Genomic DNA, 17,771 nt, shown 5'->3' on the forward strand with positions numbered 1-17,771 from the left:
TGTGGATCACGTTGGGAAGGGCGCGCCCCGCGGGCCCCTGACCGGTCCGCGGGGCGCGGGTCTCAGGTCCGGGATTCGAGGCTGCGCCGCTGGAGCAGCACGGCCACGATGATGATCAGACCCTTGGCGATCAGCTGGTCGCTGGTGTTGAGGCCGTTGAGGATGAAGAGGTTGGTGATCAGCGTGAAGATCAGGAGGCCGAGGATCGAACCGATGATCGAACCTCGGCCGCCGGTGAGGAGCGTGCCGCCGATGATGACGGCGGCGATCGCGTCCAGCTCGTACAGGTCTCCGTGGGTGGAGGAGCCGGTGGTGGTCCTGGCCATGATGAGGACCGCGGCGATGCCGCAGCAGAGCCCGGACAGCGCGTAGAGCAGCATGGTGTGCCGCCGCACGTCGATGCCGGCCAGCCGGGCGGCCTCGGGGTTGCCGCCGACCGCGTAGGTGCGGCGGCCGAAGGTCGTGCGGTTGAGCACGACCCAGCCCGCCGCCACCACCAGGGCGAAGACGTAGACCAGCAGCGGCAGGCCGAGCACGCGGGTGGTGGACAGCTCCACGATCACCTCGTTGCCCTGCTGGATCAGCTGGGTCTTCCGGTCCGACATGCGCTGGGCCAGGCCGCGGGCGGCGACCAGCATGGCCAGGGTGGCGATGAACGGCACCATCCGCCCGTAGGAGATCAGGAAGCCGTTGACCAGGCCCGCCCCGGTGCCGACCAGGACGGCGCAGAGGATCATCACGAACGGGCCGTAGGACTGGGTGGCCAGCGTGGTGGCCCAGACCGAGGCCAGCGCCATGATCGCGCCGACCGAGAGGTCGATGCCGCCGCCGATGATCACGAATGTCATGCCGACGGTGATCACACCGATGGTGGCGGCCAGCGAGAGGATGCTGACCAGGTTGGAGGCGGTGGCGAAGTTCTCGGGCCGGGTCACCAGACCGATGGCGGCCAGCAGCACCAGCGCCAGGACCAGGCCGAGATGCCGGGCCTCGCCGAGCCGGGCCAGCCCGGCGGGTCCGGACGACCCGCGCACCGGGGCCTTCGCCCCCGCTGCGGTGCGGCCGGCGGTCTGCGCCTCGCCGGTCCGCGCCTCACCGCCATGCGGCTCACCGGCCGCGGGAGGCGTCCCGTCCGCCGGAGATCTCTCGTGGGCCTTCGGCCCGCGGGCGTCGGTCACAGCGCGCTCCCTTCCATGATCATGTCGAGCACCCGGTGTTCGTCCAGGTCCTGCGCGTCGGCCCGGTGGATGATCCGGCCCTCGCGCACCACCAGCACCCGGTCGGCCAGGCCCAGGACCTCGGGCACCTCGCTGGAGACCAGCAGCACCCCGATGCCCTCGTCGGCCAGCCTCCGGATGACGGCGTACAGCTCCGCGCGGGCGCCGACGTCCACCCCGCGCGTGGGCTCGTCCAGCAGGAGCAGCCTGCGCTCGCCGACCAGCCACCGGGCGAGCACCGCCTTCTGCTGGTTGCCGCCGGAGAGCGTCTTGATCGGCCGGTCCGGGTCGCCGGGCCGGATGTCGAGGGTCTCGACCAGTTCCCGCGCCTCCGCGCTCTCCCGGCGCCGGTCGAGCCAGCCGAACCGGGAGTACCTGCCGAGCCCGGCGAGGGTGATGTTGTGCGCGACGCTCTGGTCCAGCAGCAGCGCCTGGGCCTTGCGCTCCTCGGGGGCCAGGCCCATGCCGAGCCTGACCGCGGCCGCGGTGCCGCCGCGCCCCGCCGTTCTGCCGCGCCCCATCGGGCGGCCTTCGAGCACCACCTCGCCCGAGGCCCGGCGCGCGCCGTACACCGCCTCGATGATCTCCGACCGGCCCGAGCCGACCAGCCCGGCGAGGCCCACGATCTCCCCCGCCCCGATGGTGAAGGAGACGTCCTCGACGACGCCGGGCACGGTCAGCCCCGTCACCCGGAGCACCTCGGACCCGGTGGCGGGGCGGGGGCGGCGGGGCGGGAAGACGTACTCGACGGTGCGGCCGGTCATCAGGGAGACGATCTCCGAGGTGGGCGTGCTCTTCGCGGGGAGGCCCACGGCGGCGGTCCGGCCGTCCTTCAGGACGGTGACCCGGTCGCCGATCTCGCGGATCTCCTCCAGCCGGTGGGAGATGTAGACGACCGCCACGCCCCGGGAGGTCAGCTCGCGGACGATCCGGAAGAGGTTGGCGACCTCGTCGTGGGCGAGGGCGGCCGACGGCTCGTCCATGATGATCAGGCGCGTGTCGTGGGAGAGCGCCCGGGCCATGCTGACCACCTGCTTGGCGGCGGGCGAGAGGCGGCCGACCTCGGTGGACGGGCGGATCTCGGGATGGCCGAGCCGGGTGAGGAGGTCGCGGGTGGCCCGGTTGGCCTCGCCCTGCCGGACGAAGCCGAGCCGGGCCCGCTCGTGGCCGAGGAAGACGTTCTCGGCCACGCTGAGCCCGTCGACGAGGTCGAGCTCCTGGTAGATCGTGGAGATGCCGAGCCGGATGGCGGCGGTCGGGCCGGTCAGCCGCACCTCCTCTCCGCCGAGGGCGATGACGCCCTCGTCCGGCTGGTGGGCACCGGACAGGATCTTGATGAGCGTGGACTTGCCCGCGCCGTTCTGGCCGAGCAGGCAGTGCACCTCGCCCCGGCGTACCTCCAGGTCGACGCCGTCGAGCGCGCGGACACCGGGGAACTGTTTGACGATCCCTCGCATCAGCAGCAGAGGGGGTTCTGCGGACACGGGTCCTCCGTCTCAGCACATTCCAGATGCGGAGTTTGTGATGCAGAAGCTAACCCTGTTTTGGTCGCTTGTGAAGACCTTTTACCGATCTCCGGCAGACTTTCGCTGATTTATGCAAAAGTCGAGGACATGAAGAAGCCCCCCGCCGTGATCCGGCGGGGGGCCGCCTGCGATGGCCCGGACGGGCGCGGCCCGCTGCGGTCCTCGGCGGGGCGCCCGGAGTCCCGGTGGACGCCCCTAGAGCATGGCCTTCATCGACGCGCCGGCCTGCTGGCCGAGGGTGGTCGGGGTCAGGTAGGGCTGCTCGGCCATGATGGCCTCCCAGTTGTCCCTGATGTCCTCGACCGTGTGGTCGTCCTGCTTCCAGCCGGGCCCCTCGGCGACGAACACCCGGGCGATCCGGCCGCCGCCGACGCTGAAGACCTCGCCGCTGGTCTCGCAGGACTCGTGCGCCAGGAACGTCACCAGCGCGCTGACCCGCTCGGCGGTGAACTTGGCCTCGAACTCGGCGGGGAGCAGCGCCTCGGTCATCCGGGTCCAGGCGATCGGCGCGATCGCGTTGGCCTTGATGCCCGCCCGGGCGCCCTCGATGCCGAGGGTCTTGGTCAGGCCGACCAGGCCCATCTTGGCGGTGGAGTAGTTGGCCTGGCCGAAGTTGCCGAACAGGCCGGCGGGCGAGGAGGTGTTGACGATCCGGCCGTAGCCCTGCTCCTTGAGGTAGGGGAAGGCCGCGTGGCTGACCAGGAACGAGCCCCGGACGTGGACGGCGAGGACGGCGTCGAACTCCTCCACCGTCATCTTGCCGAACGACTTGTCGCGCAGGATCCCCGCGTTGTTGACGACGACGTCCACCCGCCCGAAGGCGTCGATCGCGGAGCGCACGATCGCCTGGGCGCCCTCCGGGGTGGCGACGTTGTCGGTGTTCGCGACGGCCTCTCCGCCGTTCTTGACGATCAGCTCGACTACCTCGGCGGCGGGGCCGGCGGACGCGCCGGTGCCGTCCAGCGCGCCGCCGAGGTCGTTGACGACCACCTTGGCCCCGCGCTCGGCCAGCGACAGCGCGTGCGCCCGGCCCAGGCCGTGCCCCGCACCGGTGACGACCGCGACCTTGCCGTCGAACCGCAGCTCTGACATCAGCAGCCCTCCCACGAGAATAAAGTTCTAGTGTTGCAGAGGATAGCCTGCCCGCCCCCCTGACGTCATGAGCCGGAGGCCGTCGGATCCCGGTGTCGGAGGTCAGCGTGATGAGGCGTCCCGGATAGTGATCAAAAGGGCGTCCCCCTGTTAGGATTTCTCCCCCGCACCTGGCGTGGGTCAACGACGACGCACCTCCCGGCACGGCCCCCGCCCCCCGCTCCGGGCTGGAGGCCCCGCATGCCCTTGTCGCCGCCCCTCCGCGTGGTCCAGTGGGCCACGGGCGCCGTAGGCAGATATTCGCTCCGCAGCCTGATCACCCGCCCCGAGTTCGAGCTGGCCGGGGTGCTGGTCTACGACCCGGCCAAGGCGGGCAGGGACGCCGGGGAGCTCGTCGGGCTCCCGGAGACCGGCGTCGCCTGCACCGACGAGGTCGAGCGGATCCTGGCCCTGGAGGCCGACTGCGTGCTGCACATGCCGCTGCCCGCCTCCTCCTTCGGCGGCGACCACATGGCCGACGTCGAGACGATCTGCGCGCTGCTCGCCTCGGGCAAGAACGTCATCACCACCACCGGCTTCGTCTACCCCGCCTGCTACGGCCCCGGCCTGGTGGACCGGCTGGAGGCGGCCTGCCGTACCGGCGGGACGTCCCTGCACGGCACCGGCATCAACCCCGGGTTCGTGAGCGACCTGCTCCCCCTGGCCCTCACCGGCCTGTCCGGCCGGATCGACCACGTCTACATCCGCGAGTGCTCCGACTTCCGCGGCCACCCGTCCCGGCAGATGGTGGCCGGGCTGATGGGCTTCACCCTCTCGGCCAAGGACTACACCGTCGCCGTCCGCCCGTTCCGCGCCTTCCAGCGCGCGCTGTTCGCCGAGAGCGTGCAGCTGGTGGCCGCCGCCCTCGGCGTCACGCTCGACGAGGTGGAGGAGAGCGACGAGTTCGAGCTCGCAACCGAGGAGTTCGAGATCGCGGCCGGCGTGGTCCGCCCGGACACGGTGTGCGCCTCCCGCTGGACCTTCTCCGGCCTGGTCCGCGGGAGGCCGTTCATGACCGTGGAGTGCGTCTACAAGGCCGACGCCACCAGGGTCGGCCGCTGGTCCGCGCCCGGCTTCACCGTCCACATCGACGGCGTCCCGCAGATGACGGTCACCGGCGGCGAGGTCTCCGACGGTCTGGCCGGGGCCGCCTCACACGCCGTCAACTCCATCGCCGCCGTCTGCGCCGCCCCGCCCGGCGTCCGCACCGTCCTCGACCTCCCCCTCGCCACCGGCCGCGGCACCGTCCGCCTCGCCTGAACCCGCGCGCTCCCCGCTCGGCCGGCAAAGCCCCGGCGGCCGGGGCGGGGACGGCGGGGCGTCGCGGGGGATCCGCAGCACCAGGACGGCGATGTCGTCACTCGGCAGCCCGGACTGGAACGACACCACCTCGTCCACGAGGTGCTCGGCGACGCCCTTCGCGTCCAGGTCGCGGGCCGCCTCCAGCAGGCCCGCAAGCCGCTCCTCCCCGAACAGGCCTTCGCCCGCGCCGCGCCCCTCGATGATCCCGTCCGTGTAGAAGACGAGCGCGTCGCCCGGCGCCAGGTCCACGGCGGTCTCGTACAGGTTCGGATCCTGGAACACGCCCAGCAGGGTCCCCGGACGGCCCACCGGCCCGACGGCGCCGGCGGCCGGGACGAGGAAGGGCGGCGGATGCCCCGCCAGGGACATGGTCACGCGCGCGCCCTCCCCGCCGTCCCGGTCGATCCGGGCGTAGGCCGCGGTCAGGAACCGGTCCGTGCGCTCACGCAGGACGGCCTGGTTGAGCAGGGCGAGGGCGTCCCGGGGAGGGGTCCGCTGCATCCCGACGGCGCGCAGCGTGTACCTCGCCAGGCTGGTGACCACCGCGGCCTGCGCCCCCTTGCCGCACACGTCCCCCAGGGACAGCGCCCAGCCCTGCGGGGTCTCGAAGAGGTCGTAGAAGTCACCCCCGACCTCGTCGCCGCGCCCGGCGGGCCGGTACACCCCCGCGACGTCCGCTCCGGGCACCGGGGGCAGTTCCGACGGCACGAACCCCGCCTGGAGGATCTGGGCGAGCCGGCGGGTCTCGGCCTCCGAACGCTCGGCCCGCTGCCGGGCCCGGAGCAGTTCGCGCTCGTACTCCCTGCGGTCGGTCGCCGGCGCCACCGAGAAGCGGACCAGCGCGGGCCGGTCCGGGACCGGCCCGCGCACCACCCCGTTGAGCAGGACCGGCAGCCGCGCGCCTCCGGCGCTCTTCAACTCGACCGCGATCTCCCTGACCTGTCCCTGGATCACGAGCAGCGGGGCGAAGTGCGTCTCGTAGAAGATCCGGTCGCCCACCGGCAGGAGGGACTGGATGCGGGCCCGGCCCACCAGCCCCTCCCGGTCGTATCCGGTCAGCGTCAGGAACGTGGTGTTGACCTTGACGATCGTCCCGTCCATGAGCGTGGACAGGTAGCCGAACGGCGCGTTCTCGTACAGGTCTTCCAGGTTCTCGTCGGCGTCCCCCGCCACCGGGTGGCGGGGCGCCCGGCGCACGTCCTCGTTCGATCGGCCCGCGGAAGGCATTCCCGTTTCCCGTCGTCGTTCAATCACCCAGAAATGCGCGGATCGCGTCCACGGTCTCCTGGGGAGCGCTCAGGTTGGGGCAGTGGCCGGTCGCCTCCATCAGGACCAGTTCGCTGCCGGGAATCTCCCGGTGGACGTATTCGCCCACCGCCCGGGGCGCGATCAGGTCGTCGGAGCACTGCAGGATGAGCGTCGGCGTCGTCACCCGGCGCAGGTCCGCCCGGTTGTCCGAGAGGAAGGTCACGCCGGCGAAGTGCCGGGCGATCGCGGGATCCGTACGGCAGAAGCTGTTGGTCAGCTCGGCGCCCAGTTCGGGGCGGTCCGGGTTGCCGACGATCATCGGAGCCATGGCGCTCGACCAGCCCAGGTAGTTGCTCTCCAGCGATTCGAGCAGCTCGTCGATGTCCTCCCGGGAGAACCCGCCGACGTAGTCCCCGTCGTCGATGTAGCGGGGGGACGGCCCCACCAGCACCAGCGCGCCGAACCGCCCGGGTTCCTCGGCCTCCGCGAGGACGCCGATCATCGCGGAGACCGAGTGGCCGACGAAGACGACGTCCTTCAGGTCCGCCTCCCGGCAGATCTCCAGCACGTCCTGCGCATAGCCGCCGAGCGAGGAGTAGCGCTCGAAGGAGTAGCTCGCGGGACCGGACGCCCCGGCGCCCGCGTGGTCGAACAGCACGACCCGGTACCGGTCCGCGAAGGCGGGCGCGACGAGTCTCCACATGTTCTGGTCACAGCCGAAGCCGTGGGAGAAGACCATCGGTCTTCCTCCAGGATTGCCCAAGAAATTCAGATTATTACGTTCTTTACTCCCAATAGCCACATGTCACCTTTTTGCAATAAAAACAACGTTTGCGAATAATCGCATGTTATCTCACAGGCAGACATGGACGGCCGCGGCCCGGAGACGGTGTGCGCCTCCCTGCGCGCGGGCTACGGAGCGGGGACGGTGATGCGGACGCAGGTGCCCGCACCCGGCTCGCTCTCCAGCCGCACGGTGCCCCCGTGCAGGCGGACGATCTTCTCGGTGACGGACAGGCCGAGCCCCGTGCCGTCGATCGCCCGCTCCTCCGCCTCCGCTCCGCGGTAGAAGTCCTCCAGGACGTGCCCGAGGTCGTCGGCTCCGATGCCGATCCCGGTGTCGCGGACCTCCACCGCCGGCCGGTGCCCGGCGGTGACCGTCACGGCGATGGTGCCGCCGGGCGGGGTGAACTTGACCGCGTTGTCCAGGACGTGCCTGAGCGCGATCCGCAACATCCCGGGGTCGGCCCGCACCACCGCCTCCTGCGGGGCCCGCACGGTCAGGGTGTGCCTTCTGTGCCGGACGCCGTCGGCGACGTCCTCGGCCGCGAGCCGGGCGACGCCCGCCAGGTCGGTCCGCTCCGGAGCGAAGGCGGCCGTCCCGGCGTTGAGGCTGGCCGTCAGCAGCAGCTCGTCCAGCAACCGCATCAGCCTGTCGTTGTTGCGCTCCATCACCGCCATGAACCTGCGTTCGGTGTCCTCGTCCAGCCCGCCTTCCTTCAGGAACTGCAGGGCGTTGCGGATGGAGGTCATCGGGGTGCGCAGCTCGTGGTTGATGCTGGTCAGGAACTGGTCCCTCAGCCTTTCCAGCTCGGGCGGGCGCGGGACGCGCCCGCCCGATCCGGCGGCGTGGCGGTACAGCTCCAGCATCGTGGTGGCGCTGGCGGCCAGGGCCTGCAGGAGCTGCCGCTGCTCGGGGACCAGCCGGCGCGGACGGTGGTCGAGCACGCACACCGTGCCCAGGGCGTGGCCGCGCCTGCTGACCAGCGGCACCCCCGCGTAGTAGCGCACGTACGGTTCCCCCTCGGCCACGACGTTGCGGCTGAAGACCGGGTCCGCCAGCGTGTCGGGGATCTCCAGCAGAGTCCGGCCGCAGATGGTGCGGTGGCAGTAGCCGCTGTCCCGGTCGGCACCGGTCCAGGTGACGCCGGACCGCCCCTTGAAGTGCTGCCGGTCCGCGTCCAGCAGGTTGACCAGGGCCATGGGCGCCTCGCAGACGTGCGCGGCCAGCATGGCGATGGCGTCGAGGTCCGGCTCCAGCGGGGCGTCCAGCACCCCCAGCTCCTCCAGCTCCCGCACCCGTTCGGCCTCGTCGGACGGTATGGGCGTCTCCGGCACCGTGCCTCCCACCTTCCCGGACCCCTCCGCCGGGCCCTGCCGTGCCCTCTCCGCCCGTCGGCCTCCCGGCGCCGGACCGCTCCACCGGGTGGACCGCTCCACCGGTGGAACACATAGTGTGACGATTCGGATACAGACTACGGCAAGCGGTGTCCGGGCCCCCCGACGGGCCCGCGACCGGCCGGCGGGCGGGGGAGGCTCCGGGACTACGCCGGATGCCAGAGGTCGGGTTCGCCCGGGACACGGCGCAGGCGGCCGCGGGCCTCCAGCCAGACCAGGTGGGCCAGGGTCTCGTTGTTGGCCGCCCGGCGCATGAACGACGGGATGGTCTCCCACGGCCGCGACCAGGTCAGCCGGGTCGCGGTGTCCCAGCAGGTGATCCCGCCCGCCGCGCCGACCGCCGCCTCGATCTCGGCCAGCCGCTCGGAGTGGTGGGCCATCACGTGGTCGACCCGCTCGGCCAGCTCCAGGAACCGGTACTCGTGCGCGGGCAGCACCTCGTCCACGTCGAACTTCCGCACCGTCGCCAGCGCCTGGAGGTAGTCGGCCAGCGGGTTGGGCGCGGACTGCGGGTGGACCGCCACGATCGGCGTGATCCTCGCGAGCACGTGGTCCCCGGAGAACAGCAGCCGCCGCTCCCGCTCGACGAAGCACAGGTGGCCCGGCGAGTGACCGGGGGTCCAGACCGCCTGCAGGTCCCAGCCGGGCAGGCCGACGCGCTCGCCGTCCTCGATCAGCCGGTCGGGTCTGGCCATGGTCACGTAGTGCCGGATCATCATCGAGGCCCCGGCCAGCTCGTCCAGGGTCGCCTGCGGCACGCCCGAGCGCACCAGCAGTGCGCGCTCCTGCGCCACCAGGCTGTCGACCGCACCGTCGTCGTAGCGGTCGTGCAGCAGCCGGGAGTCCGCCGGGTGCAGGCCGATCCAGGCCCCCGAGACCTCGCGGATCCGCCCGGCCAGGCCGTAGTGGTCGGGGTGGATGTGGGTGACCAGCACCGCCTTGACGTCGGTCATCTCGTACCCGGCGACCTTCAGCCCGGCGGCCAGCGCGCCGTACGCCTCGTCGGTGTTCCAGCCCGCGTCGACGATCGCCACCCCGTCGGGCAGCTCCAGGGCGTAGACCAGCACGTAGCGCAGGGGGATGGCGGGCAGCGGCACCGGGATCGACCAGAGCCCCGGCCGGACCCGCTCCACCTCCGGGAAGCCCCCGCTCGTCCACGCCTCCCGCTGCGCCTCACTGGCCGGCGTCACCTTGGTCATCCCCGAACTCCCTTCGACGTCCCCGATTCTGCCCCCTGCACCGAATTATGTTCTACTCGGGGTACCACGGGGCGCCGCCGGGCACGCCGTACGAGCGCCGTAGCGTGAAACCCATGAAGCTGGGAAACGAGATCGCGGGCGACGGGCGGTTCGTCCGCCAGCCCAACCGGTTCACCGCGCGGATCGAGGAGGGCGGCGAGCACCCGCCCGAGCCGGGCCGCTACCAGATCTACGCCTCCTACGCCTGCCCGTGGGCGCAGCGCTCGCTCATCGTGCGCGAGCTGCTCGGGCTCCAGGACGTGGTCGGCGTGACCGTCGTGGATCCGATCAGGGACGAGAAGGGCTGGCGGATCCCGGGCGGCGACCCGGTGACCGGAGTCGAGTACCTCTCGGAGCTCTACCACGCCACCGACCCGGACTTCCGGGGCCGCTACACCGTGCCCTGCGTCTGGGACCGCACGGCCGGGCGCATCGCCACCAACGACTACTTCCAGATCACGCTCACCCTGGAGACCGCCTTCGCCCCCTGGCACGCCGAGGGCGCGCCCGACCTCTACCCGGCCGCGCTCCGCGCGGAGATCGACGCGCTGAACGAGACGATCTACCGCGGGCTCAACAACGGCGTCTACGGAGCCGGCTTCGCCACCTCGCAGGAGGCCTACGACGAGGCGGTGGTGAAGGTCTTCGCCACGCTGGACATGCTGGAGGGGCGCCTGTCCGACGGCCGGCCGTACCTGCACGGCGAGGCGCTGACCGAGAGCGACGTGCGGACCTACACGACGCTCGCCCGGTTCGACGCGGTCTACCACTCGCACTTCAAGTGCGCGATCCGCCGCCTGGTCGACTACCCGGCGCTGTGGGCCTACGCCCGCCGCCTCTACGCGATCCCGGCCTTCCGCGGCACCACCGACTTCGACCAGATCAAGCGGCACTACTTCATCACCCAGACGAACATCAACCCGACGCGGATCGTGCCGCGGGGGCCGGAGCTCGACTGGACGGCCGCCCCTGAGGACCGGCCCTAACCGGACTCCCCACCGGTCTCCCGCGGCGGCCCCGAGGCCGGCAGGGTGATGGTGAAGACGGAGCCCTCGCCCGGGGTGCTGGAGGCGGAGATCGTGCCGCCGTGCGCCTCGGCGACGGCCCTGGCGATGGTCAGCCCCAGCCCGACCCCCTGGATGGCCTCGTCCCGGGCGAAGCGGGCGCGGGCGAACCTCTCGAACACCTGCGGCAGTTCGTCCGGGATGATGCCGACGCCGCGGTCGATCACAGTGATCGACACGTCCTCTCCGGCGGCGGAGGCGCGCACGGTGACCGGGGTGCCGCTCGCGGAGAACTTCGCGGCGTTCGACAGCAGCGCGCCCACCGCCCCCACCAGCATGCCGCGGTCGGCGTGGACGCGCGGGAGGCCGGAGTCGACGCGCACCCGGACCTCGTGGTCCCCGCACCTGGTCTCGGCGGCCGTCTCCCGCACCGCCTCGTCCACGATCTCGGCCACCGCCACCGGAGCGGGATCGGGCTCCAGGCGGCCGCCGGTGACGGTGTTGACCGCCAGGAGGTCCTCGATCAGCTTCCGCAGCCGCATCGCGTTGTGGGTCATGGTGCTCAGCATCCGGCTGCGCTGACCGACGGGCAGCTCGCCGATGTCGCCGTCGCCGAACATCTCCAGGTAGCCGATGATGACGGTCAGCGGGGTGCGCAGCTCGTGGCTGACCATGGCGACGAAGTCGTCCTTGGCGCGGTCCAGCTCCGCGAGCCGGGCCAGGGTCGCCTGCTCCTTCTCGTAGCTCTCCCGCAGGGCGCGCTCGGCGCGCTGCCGGTCGGTGACGTCGTGGATGAAGGCGTTGAACGTCCAGGCGCCGCCTTCCCGCACGGCCCAGATCACCAGCTCGGCGGGGAACTCGCTGCCGTCGGCGCGCAGCGCGGCCATCTCCAGCCGCCGTCCCAGCACCCTCGACCGCCCGGTCGCCACGAACCGGGCCCGGCCGGCCTGGTCGGCGTCCCGGTAGCGCTCCGGCACGATCGTCTCGGACATCGGCCGCCCGAGCGCCTGCTCGCGCGGGAGGCCGAACATCCGCTCGGCCGCGGCGTTCCACCTGATGATGCGGCCGTCCTCGCCGACGGCCACGAACGCCTCCACCGACATCTCGATGACGTCGTCGAGCAGTGCCGCCGGCGCGGCCCTGCGCCTCTCTTCTGCCACCACCGTCCCTTTCCTCCACGCTCTCCCTGCCCGGCGGACCCGTAGATCACCATAGGTGGCGAGCAAATTACGCAACGGCGGGACATCGCGTACGGCTCCCGGAGCGCAGCGGGCCGGGCCGCGTCCGCCGGGAGGCCCGGGCGGACGGGAGCGTGAAAGTTTCATCGGGCAAATCCGACATCATGCCGGTCGGCCGGAGCGGCCGCCGGTCCGGTTGTTGACGGCTGGACGAACCCCTGGAAACAATCGACGCACTGTGAAAGTGGGAGCGCTCCCACGCGGTCGTGTCACTTCCTGAAGGAACCCCCGTGATCAGACCCCCCACCTGGCTCACCCTCACCGCCGCCACCGCCGTCTCCGTGGCCATGGTCGTCCTGGCCCCCCTCCCCGCCGCCGCCGAAGGCCCCGAGCAGATCGTCAACGGCACCTTCGACAACGGCACCGCCTCCTGGTGGAGCACGGCCAACACCACCCTGGAGGTCGACGGCGGCCGGCTCTGCGCCGACGTCCCCGGCGGCACCGCCAACCCCTGGGACGTCATCGTCGGCCAGAACGACGTCGCCCTGGTCAAGGACGAGACCTACGAGTACTCCTTCTTCGGCACCGCCGCGCCGGGCCGGGTCGCCAAGGCCCTGATCCAGCTCCCGGTGGACCCCTGGACCCAGTTCCTGGCCGTCAACCCCGAGCTGAGCGTCTCCGGCAACGACTACTCCTACACGTTCACCGCGCCCGTGGACCTGCCGAACGCGCAGGTGGCCTTCCAGGTCGGCGGCAGCGCGACCCCCTGGAGGTTCTGCGTGGACAACGTCTCCCTCAAGGGCGGCGCCGAACCCGACGTCTACGTCCCCGACACCGGTCCCCGCGTCCGGGTGAACATGGTCGGCTACCTGCCCACCGGCCCGAAGAACGCCACCGTGGTCACCGGGAGGACCGAGGCCGTGGCCTGGAGGCTGGAGCGCGGCGGGCGGACCGTCGCCGAGGGCGAGACCGTCCCGCGCGGCGTGGACGCCAGCTCCGGCCAGAACGTGCACTCGATCGACTTCGGCTCGGTCACCGAGCCGGGCACCGGCTACACGCTCACCGCCGACGGCGAGACCAGCCGCCCGTTCGACATCGCCGACGACCTGTACGGCGAGCTGAAGACCGACGCGCTGAAGTTCTACTACACCCAGCGCAGCGCCACCGAGATCCTCGACTCCCTCCGCCCGGGGTACGGCAGGCCCGCCGGCCACGCCGGGACCGCCCCGAACCGGGGCGACGTCGAGGTGCCCTGCCAGCCGGGCGTCTGCGACTACACGCTCGACGTCAGCGGCGGCTGGTACGACGCGGGCGACCACGGCAAGTACGTCGTCAACGGCGGCATCTCCGTCCACCAGATCATGTCCACCTTCGAACGGGCCAAGACCGACGGCACGCACTCCGACGGGGACCTGGACATCCCCGAGAGCGGCAACGGCGTCCCCGACATCCTCGACGAGGCCCGCTGGGAGCAGGAGTTCCTGCTGAGCATGCAGGTCCCCGACGGCAAGCCGCACGCCGGCATGGCCCACCACAAGATCCACGACGCCGCGTGGACCGGCCTGCCGATGATGCCCCACCTCGACCCGCAGAAGCGCGAGCTGCACCCGCCGACCACCGCCGCCACCCTCAACCTGGCCGCCACCGCCGCGCAGGCGGCCCGGCTCTTCGCCCCGTACGACGCCGACTTCGCCAAGCGGAACCTGGCTGCCGCGCGCAGGGCGTGGGCCGCGGCCAAGGCCGACCCGGTCCGCTACGCCGACCCGGCCGACGGCACCGGCGGCGGCGCCTACCCCGACAACGACGTGACCGACGAGTTCTACTGGGCCGCCGCCGAGCTCTACATCACCACCGGTGAGAAGGAGTTCAAGGACTTCGTCCTGGCCTCCCCGCACCACACCGCCGACATCTGGCTCGACCGGGGCTTCGACTGGGGCCACACCGCCCAGCTCGGCAGGCTCCAGCTCGCCGCCGTGCCCAACGCCCTGCCCGACCGGGCCCGGGTGCGCGCGTCGGTCCTGGAGGGCGCGGACAAGTACCTCGCCGTGCAGAAGGCCCACCCGTACGGCCTGCCGTACAACCCGCCGGACTTCGACTGGGGCTCCAACAACCTGATCCTGAACAACATGGTCGTGATGGCCGTCGCCCACGACATCAGCGGCGCCGCGAAGTACCGCGACGGCGTGCTGGAGGGCATGGACTACATCCTCGGCCGCAACGCGCTCAACCAGTCCTACGTGACCGGCTACGGCGAGGTGGCGTCCAAGAACCAGCACAGCCGCTGGTACGCCCGCCAGCTCGACCCCGGCCTGCCCAACCCGCCGAGGGGCACCCTGTCCGGCGGCCCCAACTCCGCCATCCAGGACCCGGTCGCCCAGGCCAAGCTCCAGGGCTGCAAGCCGCAGTTCTGCTACCTCGACGACATCGAGTCGTGGTCCACCAACGAGCTGACCATCAACTGGAACTCCCCGCTGTCCTGGATCGCGTCCTTCCTGGCCGATCCCGTCCCGGCGGGCGACTTCAAGGTCACCTACACCAACCACGGCCAGTGGCCGGACGGGTTCAACACCCAGGTCACCATCACCAACACCGGCGAGAAGGCGATCGAGGGCTGGACGCTGACGTGGTCCTTCCTCGGCGGCCAGAAGGTGCGCCGGCACTGGAACGCCGAGCTGTCCCAGGACGGCGCGACCGTGACGGCGAAGAACCTGGGCTACAACCGGGTCATCAAGCCCGGCCGCTCGGTCACCTTCGGCTTCATCGGCGCCGACGCCCCCGGCCCCAACCCCAAGCCGGAGCGCTTCATCCTCAACGGCACCCTCGGCCGCTGACCCGGCGACGGCGAACCCCGCCGCCACCCCCTCGACCAGGGCGGCCGCACTCCTCCGGCGGCCGCCCTGCCGCGCTTCCCGCGGCTCGGCGGAGGCCGGCCGCGCCCCGGCGGTACCGCCCCTCGCGGGCGGTGCCGCCGTCCCCGCGTCAGGAGAGCGGGCGCACGTCCAAGCCGTAGCCCAGGCGGTCGATCCACCATGGTCCGCAGCTCGCCGCGCTCCACTGGCCGCTGCCGGTCGCCACCCAGCCGCCGTCCCTGCGGCCGTTGACGCACTGGACCCACGCGCGGAACTCGTAGGCGGGACCGTTCGTCGCGCATCGGGCGGAGAACGAGTTCTGACCGAAGGCGTACTCGCAGTCGCCGACTCCCGCCGACGCCGGGCTCAGCGCACTCGACCCGACGGTGACGGCTCCCGCCGCGAGCACGGTCGCGGCGAGGACGCGCAGGGTTCTTCTCATACCCTCTCCTCGTACTGGTGACGGATGGCCGTTCCACGTTCCGTTCGCCCCGGTTGGCGCCCCAGATCCGGGGGTGTGCAGAAGAGATAATTCTTAGGAAACTTTCCTAAGCGAAAGATACGTGCCAGGCCGGGCGCGTCAACCCTGCGCGTGCCGGCAACCTCATCCACTCAGCGGATGCCGGAAGAAGACCGCCTCATTCCGTCGGACGTTCCCAGGCATGACGTGCGGCCCCGGATCCCGTAGGCACCATCCCGCCCGATCAGGCCAGACCGTTCCGCCTGGCCAGAGCATGGAGCTCGGGCGGGACCGGGCCGGTGCCGTACCGCATTCTTGAGATCAGCGCGGAGACCGAAGGACGGCGGACCTCCTGTGGCACGGTCCGCTCCGCAGCGAGGAGCGCGGCGACGGCGCGGTCTCGGCGGCCGAACTGCTCCCAGGCCCGCGCCGTGTCGATGCACCAGCGGGCATGCCGCTCGGGGGTGGGCAGCAGCCCGGCGTCCACCTTGCGGGCGTGGTCGAGGGCGACTCCCGGCTCACCGAGCGCGGTGTGGATGCCGATGCGGTAGACGGCGACGTTGGCGGGCGTGGGGAGCCTGCCGCGCAGGGTGTGTTCCGGCAGGCGGGCCGCGGCCTGTTCCGCCTCGCCGATCAGATCGAGGGCCTGGGCGCGCCGGCCGTTCTGGGCGCAGGCGTAGGCAGCGGTGCACAGCAGCGCGGCGTAGATCTGAAGGGTCTCGGGCTCGGGGGAGCCCTCGTCGGCCTCCAGGCCGAGCGCGGCACGGGTGAGCACGTCGACCGCGCCCTCATGTCGCCCCTGACGGCGCATGGCGATCGCCACCGCCCGGGACGATCCGGCGATCGCGAACGGGTCACCCGAGGCGGTCGCCGTACTGTGGGCCCGATCTGCGGCGACCCACGCCATGCCGTCCTGGTTGAGCTTGACGGCAAGCTCACTGGTGAGCATGTAGGCGTCGGCCAGGTAGGCACGAGCCTGATCGCGTTCTCGTCCGACCGCCCGCGGAACGGCGGCCTGGGCCATGGCGGCCACTCTGGGCAACATCGCCGACAGGTCGTCGTACCGGCAGGCGTCGAATGCGCCGCGCGCCGCGCCGACCGCCTTACGCAGGTCGGTGACGGCCACCCGGGCGTCAAGGGTGCCGCCGGTGAGGACCCCTTCGAGGCGGCGGGTCATCGTCGCAGCATCGGCCGCCTCCTGCGAACCTGTGAGGAGGGCTGCTCCGGTCAGACCGGTGAGCCCGGCGAGAAACCGGCGTCGCTCCACGGCGTCATCCTCCCCTGCCAGGTGAGCCTCAACACTAACGGGCGGCGTCGCGGAGGGGGAATGAACGCTCCGATCCTTCGGCGGATTCCCACCGGAAGGCAGGGAGGAAAGACCCAGCCACGACGGTGGGATGTCGAGTGCCCGAGCGAGGACACGGAGTGTGGTGATGTCGTCCAGCGCTTGATGCCCGGTCTCCAAACGGGAGATCGTCGCAGCCGAATAACCCGCACGGGCGCCAAGCTGCTGCTGCGTCCATCCCCGCTCCCGGCGGGCGAGCCGCACCACTTGCCCGTAGTCGTGTACGGCTGTCGCCTCACGCATCCGGGATCGGTACATACCCGGTTCTCGCGTCTCCGTCATGGGCCACCTGATCCGGAGAGGGTCTTCATGTAAATGAATCGTCACGCTGCGCTCAAGTCAACGGGATGACATGCATATCGACCAGCCGGATTTGCAGGGTCCGCAAAGGATCTTTCACAGCTCGTACGGCCGCCGCCTTTCCGTCGCGACATGAGCTGTCGTGGAGGAAACGCCGGAACTCACAGAGCCGAAGGGGCATCCCCATGGCCGACACCGATCGCCGACCGCCTGCAATCGCCTGCTCGATCGAACCTCCCGGCAGTACAGCCGGCGACATCCCTCCCCGGGAACTGGTCGAGGCCACTGTGACCCTCCGGCCGGGAGGCATGGTCTGGCGGCGGACCTTCCTCGGACGGCTGGACCAGGTCCCACCGGCCCGCCACTTCGTCCGTTTCCTCCTCGCGGACTCCCCCTGGCGGGACGATGCGGAGTCGGTCGTCTCCGAACTCGCCTGCAACGCCCTGCGGCACACCAGCAGCGGACAGCCCCACGGCTCGTTCATCGTCGAGGTCGTCCGCAAGGCGGCCACCATCCGCGTCACCGTCTACGACTGCGGCTGGGGCGGCATACCTACATTCAAACGCAACTCTGGAAGCCTCGACGAGAGTGGCCGGGGCCTCCTGACCGTGGCCGCGCTGGCCACCAAAGTCGGCTACCGGGGCACCCGGGCCGTCGGCCACGCCGTGTGGGCGCAGTTCGACCTTGGATCTTCATGACTTCACGACTCCCGCAGACGTCTCATCGGATTCTCACACGGGCAACAGGGAGGTCTCATCCGGTGCGCCGAACATCAGTGCAGGTCAACAGACCACA

General features: G+C 71.4%; 14 protein-coding genes and 1 pseudogene. 4 read left to right on the forward strand and 11 right to left on the reverse strand.

Annotated elements, in window-relative coordinates; translation table 11 throughout:
- Window positions 1–62: 62 nt before the first annotated feature.
- The 3 genes from FHS22_RS27375 to FHS22_RS27385 all read right to left on the reverse strand — a co-directional run bounded on the left by FHS22_RS27375 (window position 63) and on the right by FHS22_RS27385 (window position 3,835).
- Window positions 63–1,178, reverse strand: coding sequence for an ABC transporter permease (locus FHS22_RS27375; RefSeq protein ID WP_338047975.1), 1,116 nt, complete (start codon window positions 1,176–1,178; stop codon window positions 63–65).
- Window positions 1,175–2,701 carry a sugar ABC transporter ATP-binding protein gene (locus FHS22_RS27380; RefSeq protein ID WP_338047976.1) on the reverse strand — a complete coding sequence of 509 codons (1,527 nt, stop codon included), beginning with the start codon at window positions 2,699–2,701 and terminating at the stop codon, window positions 1,175–1,177. Before FHS22_RS27380 ends, FHS22_RS27375 begins: the two co-directional genes overlap by 4 nt.
- A gap of 237 nt (window positions 2,702–2,938) precedes the next feature.
- Window positions 2,939–3,835 carry an SDR family oxidoreductase gene (locus FHS22_RS27385; protein ID WP_184946234.1) on the reverse strand — a complete coding sequence of 299 codons (897 nt, stop codon included), beginning with the start codon at window positions 3,833–3,835 and terminating at the stop codon, window positions 2,939–2,941.
- A 240-nt stretch (window positions 3,836–4,075) separates the two neighbouring features.
- On the opposite strand from FHS22_RS27385, the gene FHS22_RS27390 reads away from it, so the two are divergent.
- Window positions 4,076–5,134, forward strand: a complete 1,059-nt coding sequence (locus FHS22_RS27390; RefSeq protein ID WP_184946236.1) for an NAD(P)H-dependent amine dehydrogenase family protein — start codon at window positions 4,076–4,078, stop codon at window positions 5,132–5,134.
- Here FHS22_RS27390 and FHS22_RS27395 read toward each other — a convergent pair.
- The 4 genes from FHS22_RS27395 to FHS22_RS27410 form a co-directional block, all read right to left on the reverse strand.
- Entirely contained in the window at window positions 5,027–6,403 is a 1,377-nt protein-coding gene (locus FHS22_RS27395; RefSeq protein WP_184946238.1) for a PP2C family protein-serine/threonine phosphatase, read from the reverse strand. The genes FHS22_RS27390 and FHS22_RS27395 overlap by 108 nt on opposite strands.
- 19 nt (window positions 6,404–6,422) lie before the next feature.
- Window positions 6,423–7,163 (reverse strand): alpha/beta fold hydrolase, encoded by a 741-nt coding sequence (locus FHS22_RS27400; RefSeq protein ID WP_184946240.1) that lies wholly within the window; start codon window positions 7,161–7,163, stop codon window positions 6,423–6,425.
- A gap of 173 nt (window positions 7,164–7,336) precedes the next feature.
- A complete protein-coding gene (locus FHS22_RS27405; RefSeq protein ID WP_184946241.1) occupies window positions 7,337–8,542 on the reverse strand; it encodes a GAF domain-containing sensor histidine kinase in 1,206 nt (401 codons plus the stop codon).
- A gap of 206 nt (window positions 8,543–8,748) precedes the next feature.
- Window positions 8,749–9,801 (reverse strand): MBL fold metallo-hydrolase, encoded by a 1,053-nt coding sequence (locus FHS22_RS27410; protein WP_184946243.1) that lies wholly within the window; start codon window positions 9,799–9,801, stop codon window positions 8,749–8,751.
- A gap of 113 nt (window positions 9,802–9,914) precedes the next feature.
- Between FHS22_RS27410 and FHS22_RS27415 the strand changes: the two genes are divergently transcribed.
- Window positions 9,915–10,826: a glutathione S-transferase family protein gene (locus FHS22_RS27415; RefSeq protein WP_184946245.1), complete on the forward strand. Its 912-nt coding sequence runs from the start codon at window positions 9,915–9,917 to the stop codon at window positions 10,824–10,826.
- On the opposite strand, the gene FHS22_RS27420 is transcribed toward FHS22_RS27415, so the two are convergent.
- Complete coding sequence (locus FHS22_RS27420; protein WP_184946247.1) at window positions 10,823–12,007, reverse strand: PAS domain-containing sensor histidine kinase; 1,185 nt, start codon at window positions 12,005–12,007, stop codon at window positions 10,823–10,825. The two genes, FHS22_RS27415 and FHS22_RS27420, sit on opposite strands and share 4 nt — an antisense overlap.
- 362 nt (window positions 12,008–12,369) lie before the next feature.
- Here FHS22_RS27420 and FHS22_RS27425 point away from each other — a divergent pair, with 362 nt between their 5' ends.
- Window positions 12,370–14,853, forward strand: a complete 2,484-nt coding sequence (locus FHS22_RS27425; RefSeq protein WP_184946373.1) for a glycoside hydrolase family 9 protein — start codon at window positions 12,370–12,372, stop codon at window positions 14,851–14,853.
- Window positions 14,854–15,001: 148 nt separating this feature from the next.
- Here the strand turns inward: FHS22_RS27425 and FHS22_RS27430 are convergent, their stop codons facing one another.
- From FHS22_RS27430 to FHS22_RS39660, 3 genes and pseudogenes are all read right to left on the reverse strand, one after another.
- A complete protein-coding gene (locus tag FHS22_RS27430) occupies window positions 15,002–15,313 on the reverse strand; it encodes a hypothetical protein (protein WP_184946249.1) in 312 nt (103 codons plus the stop codon).
- A 262-nt stretch (window positions 15,314–15,575) separates the two neighbouring features.
- Window positions 15,576–16,598: a hypothetical protein gene (locus FHS22_RS27435; protein ID WP_260408341.1), complete on the reverse strand. Its 1,023-nt coding sequence runs from the start codon at window positions 16,596–16,598 to the stop codon at window positions 15,576–15,578.
- A gap of 126 nt (window positions 16,599–16,724) precedes the next feature.
- Window positions 16,725–16,958, reverse strand: a pseudogene (locus tag FHS22_RS39660) (helix-turn-helix domain-containing protein); the annotation flags it as partial.
- 203 nt (window positions 16,959–17,161) lie between these two features.
- Between FHS22_RS39660 and FHS22_RS27440 the strand changes: the two are divergent.
- Entirely contained in the window at window positions 17,162–17,674 is a 513-nt protein-coding gene (locus tag FHS22_RS27440) for an ATP-binding protein (protein WP_260408342.1), read from the forward strand.
- Window positions 17,675–17,771: the final 97 nt, after the last annotated feature.

This window comes from Thiemannella venezuelensis, assembly GCF_014203605.1.
Classification (GTDB): Bacteria; Actinomycetota; Actinomycetes; order Streptosporangiales; family Streptosporangiaceae; genus Planomonospora_A; species Planomonospora_A venezuelensis.

Excerpts from the sequence above, each read along its gene's own strand:
- FHS22_RS27395 (WP_184946238.1), bottom strand. The coding sequence starts at position 6,403 with ATGCCTTCCGCGGGCCGATCGAACGAGGACGTGCGCCGGGCGCCCCGC.
- FHS22_RS27385 (WP_184946234.1), bottom strand. The coding sequence starts at position 3,835 with ATGTCAGAGCTGCGGTTCGACGGCAAGGTCGCGGTCGTCACCGGTGCG.
- FHS22_RS27390 (WP_184946236.1), top strand. The coding sequence starts at position 4,076 with ATGCCCTTGTCGCCGCCCCTCCGCGTGGTCCAGTGGGCCACGGGCGCC.
- FHS22_RS27410 (WP_184946243.1), bottom strand. The coding sequence starts at position 9,801 with ATGACCAAGGTGACGCCGGCCAGTGAGGCGCAGCGGGAGGCGTGGACG.
- FHS22_RS27430 (WP_184946249.1), bottom strand. The coding sequence starts at position 15,313 with ATGAGAAGAACCCTGCGCGTCCTCGCCGCGACCGTGCTCGCGGCGGGA.
- FHS22_RS27440 (WP_260408342.1), top strand. The coding sequence starts at position 17,162 with ATGGCCGACACCGATCGCCGACCGCCTGCAATCGCCTGCTCGATCGAA.
- FHS22_RS27415 (WP_184946245.1), top strand. The coding sequence starts at position 9,915 with ATGAAGCTGGGAAACGAGATCGCGGGCGACGGGCGGTTCGTCCGCCAG.
- FHS22_RS27425 (WP_184946373.1), top strand. The coding sequence starts at position 12,370 with ATGGTCGTCCTGGCCCCCCTCCCCGCCGCCGCCGAAGGCCCCGAGCAG.
- FHS22_RS27400 (WP_184946240.1), bottom strand. The coding sequence starts at position 7,163 with ATGGTCTTCTCCCACGGCTTCGGCTGTGACCAGAACATGTGGAGACTC.